The organism is Pacificibacter sp. AS14, from assembly GCF_038899935.1.
Lineage (GTDB): Bacteria > Pseudomonadota > Alphaproteobacteria > Rhodobacterales > Rhodobacteraceae > Celeribacter.
This window is the reverse complement of record NZ_JBBMQI010000036.1, coordinates 1-3499: the sequence shown is the minus strand read 5'-3', so window position 1 is coordinate 3499 and position 3499 is coordinate 1. Positions and strand designations below refer to the sequence as shown.

5 protein-coding genes are annotated in these 3499 nt (G+C 52.3%); 2 read left to right on the top strand and 3 right to left on the bottom strand.

The window, feature by feature from the left end:
* Together WNY38_RS17865 and WNY38_RS17860 are read right to left on the bottom strand one after the other, a co-directional pair.
* Positions 1–530: IS110 family transposase (locus tag WNY38_RS17865; protein ID WP_342858718.1), on the bottom strand; the 530-nt coding region annotated here is incomplete at its 3' end.
* A 274-nt stretch (positions 531–804) separates the two neighbouring features.
* Positions 805–1245, bottom strand: coding sequence for a MarR family transcriptional regulator (locus tag WNY38_RS17860; protein WP_342858717.1), 441 nt, complete (start codon positions 1243–1245; stop codon positions 805–807).
* A 93-nt stretch (positions 1246–1338) separates the two neighbouring features.
* Here WNY38_RS17860 and WNY38_RS17855 point away from each other — a divergent pair, with 93 nt between their 5' ends.
* Together WNY38_RS17855 and WNY38_RS17850 are read left to right on the top strand one after the other, a co-directional pair.
* Positions 1339–1806 carry a hypothetical protein gene (locus WNY38_RS17855; protein WP_342858716.1) on the top strand — a complete coding sequence of 156 codons (468 nt, stop codon included), beginning with the start codon at positions 1339–1341 and terminating at the stop codon, positions 1804–1806.
* A gap of 480 nt (positions 1807–2286) precedes the next feature.
* Complete coding sequence (locus tag WNY38_RS17850; protein WP_342858715.1) at positions 2287–3204, top strand: cyclase family protein; 918 nt, start codon at positions 2287–2289, stop codon at positions 3202–3204.
* A gap of 81 nt (positions 3205–3285) precedes the next feature.
* Here the strand turns inward: WNY38_RS17850 and WNY38_RS17845 are convergent.
* Positions 3286–3499 (bottom strand): hypothetical protein (locus WNY38_RS17845; RefSeq protein ID WP_342858714.1); only part of this gene is annotated, 214 nt, incomplete at its 5' end.

Genomic DNA, 3499 nt, shown 5'->3' with positions numbered 1-3499 from the left:
TCATCTTTGCGTTCCTCAAGGATTGTCTCAAACGAGTTTTTCAATGCGCGCAGGCCTTTGCGCACCGTGATCCCTTGCTCGATCAGAAATGCCCGGATCTGGTTGATTGTCGCGGTGCGACGCGACACCAAGCGCGACCTGACACGATGCAATGCCTGCAAATCAAGCTGATCTTGGCTTTTCTCCGAAACTGTTTTCAAATTCGGACGCAGTGCCGCCTCGGCGATGGCTTCCGCGACATTATAATCGTTCTTCTGGCCCTTGTTGAACGGCTTTACGTAAATCGCAGGAATAATGCGGGGTTCAAAACCCATCTTGCGCAATGTCCTGCTGACAAAATGCGCACTCAGACACGCTTCCATCCCAACGATACACCGTGGCAACTTCTCAAAAGTTGCCACCAGCGCAAGCCGCTTGATCTGTTTGCGGATCACGCGTTGCCCACTGGGATCAAAACCAACCAAATGGAAAGTATCTTTGCCGATATCGATGCCTACAGACATCAGTTCATCAAATTCAGTCTTCGCCATGCTACTTCTCCTATGTGCAGGTGAAACTAAGCTCAGTCTAACCTGCTGGGTGAAGCAGCCGGTACATCCCATTAGCGGACATTGACATACCTTGCAGCGAAGGACAGGATTGAGCCCAAGCTGACAAATGCTGCGGGTCGCACCGATGTCTGCTATCATGAACAGAGCCAAAAGCCTTCAACAACCACTTAGGTTTTGAACGGGGTTTTTGGGGGCCAAAAACTGAGCCCTTTTCGACCGTTCCCAAAAGGAGCGTTTTTGGAAGATTGCCCGATTAGGCCGTGACGGTAGCATCCTTCGGTTGCCTTGCGGCGATGACCTTCTGCATCAGTGTGATAAACTGGGACTGTTCAACTTCCGACAGACCGCTGAGCGCGGCGGCATTTTCTGCCCTTGCCGCCTGGATGGCAGGCCCGCGTAAGTCACGCGCATGGTCGGTCAGCCAGACACGCTGCACCCGCCCGTCGCCTACATCCTTCTTGCGGAAGATCAGCCCGTCACGTTCCATCCGCGCCAGCGTGTTTGCCATGGTCGCTTGTTCGATGTCGAGCCGGACGACCAGTTCCTTTTGCGTCAGACCGTCCTTTTCCCAAAGCTCCAGCAGCGCCGGAAACGTGCCCGTGGTCAGACCCAGCGGTTTGATCCGCGCCGTCAACCCGCGCGCAAACAGGCGCGCCATGTGGTTTGCGAGATATCCCGCCGATTGATCTTTCATAAGCTCCATGCGCCTTGCTTACCACTTGAATAGCTTGCTATGCAATGATACATAGCAAGCTATCAATATATGATCTAAGCAAGGATCAGGACAATGACCAAAACAATCCATCCTATCGCGGGCGGCATCGCCTTGCTAACGATCCTGAGCTTTTGGCTGTCCACTGTGTTGTCGGAACTGTTTGCCGGTCCCGCGCTCATCGCTACGGTCAAAACACTGATCCCATGGGGTTTCTTCATTCTGATCCCCGCTTTGATGGCCGTGGGCGGCTCAGGATTTCAGATGGGCAAGAAAATGCGTGGCCCTCTGATCGCCGCCAAGCAGAAACGGATGCCTTTCATCGCAGCAAACGGTATCCTGATCCTGATCCCATCGGCGCTGTATCTGTCGTTCAAGGCGCAGGCAGGAGCGTTCGATACAGCATTCTACACGGTTCAGGTGATCGAGCTGATTGCGGGCGCAGTCAACATCGGACTGCTCAGTCTCAACATGCGTGACGGACTGCGGATGACGGGCAAGCTCCGCCGCTCAGCACAACTTGAAGCACAACCAAAAAGATAAGCCCGCATTGCCCCTCCAAAAAGGGCCGTTTGTTGAACGGCGTCACCGAAGCCGACATTGGCGCAACTGCAGCGAAATGTCACTAAGTCCGTAATCCGCCCTTATAGTCGATCGACACGAAGCAGGAATTAACGCTTATTCAGGCGAATAACTGCTTTAAATCAAAATTATCGCTATATTGGATCAAAATTGCGAGCGAGTGAATTTCTGCCTTCACACGATTTTTTTTAAGGCGCTAAAGACTTCGGCAACATGTGCCCAGCCAGATGAAATTATCATCCATTTAGGCGTTTTTACTGACCGACGGATTAGGATTTTTCAATACCTATCAGTGGTAGGTTGCCTTTTTCAGCAGTGTTGATCAACATTTTCATATTCGGCTCAATCTAAAAGCGCCTACTGGAGGGGTAACGAGTGCATTGTTTGCGAGCTCTCTACGACCGGATTTGTGCGCCAAAACCACAGGAATTTTATGACACTATGGAAAACACTTTCTACGTAAGCGTGCTTCTTATTGGATTGTCGAGCACCGCGTCTGCACAGGATCAAGGGTTGTGGGGCAGTTATGAGGACACCTTCAAGGGTGCCAAATACGTCGACCTTACGCATGATATTACTCCGACGATTCCCGTTTGGGCAGGGTTTGGCAATTCCACATTTGCACCAGCCGAAGCAGGTGCGGATCTCGGCGACTATGCTTCCAAGGGTGACATATATACTTATAATAAGCATGGCTTTGTGGCGACCGGCTATCTGCTTCAAACAGATCAGCTTGGCACGCAGCTTGATCCTCCGGCACATTGGGCACCGGAATATCCGACGATCGACGAACTTCCGGCCACCTACACACTTCGCCCGCTGGTTGTGATTCCAATGCAGGACAAAGTCGCAGAGGATTTTGGATATGCCTTGCAAGTTTCTGACATCGAAGCATTCGAAGCTAAACACGGAACTATTCCCGAGGGATCTGTGGTTTTCGTCCGCTCCGATTGGTCAAAGGGATGGCCGGATAAAGAATTTGCCGCACGCACTCCGTTCCCCGGCGTTGGACTGGATGCGCTGAAGTTCCTACACGAACAGCGCCACATCTTATTCCATGGCCACGAGCCACTTGATACGGACGCTACGCCGGATCTCGAAGGCGAATACTGGCTTATGCATAATGGCTACGCACAGGCAGAAGGGGTCGCGAATCTGGACAAGGTTCCGCCTATCGGCTGCCTCGTCTCGATTGGCTATCCGAAGTTTAGGGGGGGAGTCGGTGGATATGCCAGATATGTGGCGATCTGCCCTGCAGATTGGGAGTTTGGAATTTCGGTTTCCGCGGCCGACGCTCCCCTGCCGAAAAGCGATAAGCTTTTACACTGGGACGAAGAAAAGGGCATGCGCGTGCGCTGAAGCCACCAAAGTCTAAGCTTTGGGACCGTTTTACGCGAACGGCCCAAACCGGACCTTCATGATGTCCGCAGCTCAGGGCAGCTAAGAGCCGATTGTGTTGAAAAACTCTGTTATTGGCTCCAATCGATGAAATTTATTGCCGTACAGGTCGACCAGCTTTTGGTGGCGAGGGACTCGGCCAAATTGGCCTTTTGCCCGATACTGCGCCTTGCACGAACGTCCGGTTTGGGCGGTGGCCTCAACTGGTCGGCGCAACACTTTAATCTTTAGGAAGAGATGGAGTGTTTTAAATGAA

Bases quoted from the DNA above. Each gene is read 5' to 3' on its own strand.
- WNY38_RS17850 (WP_342858715.1), top strand. From the start codon at position 2,287: ATGGAAAACACTTTCTACGTAAGCGTGCTTCTTATTGGATTGTCGAGC.
- WNY38_RS17855 (WP_342858716.1), top strand. From the start codon at position 1,339: ATGACCAAAACAATCCATCCTATCGCGGGCGGCATCGCCTTGCTAACG.
- WNY38_RS17860 (WP_342858717.1), bottom strand. From the start codon at position 1,245: ATGAAAGATCAATCGGCGGGATATCTCGCAAACCACATGGCGCGCCTG.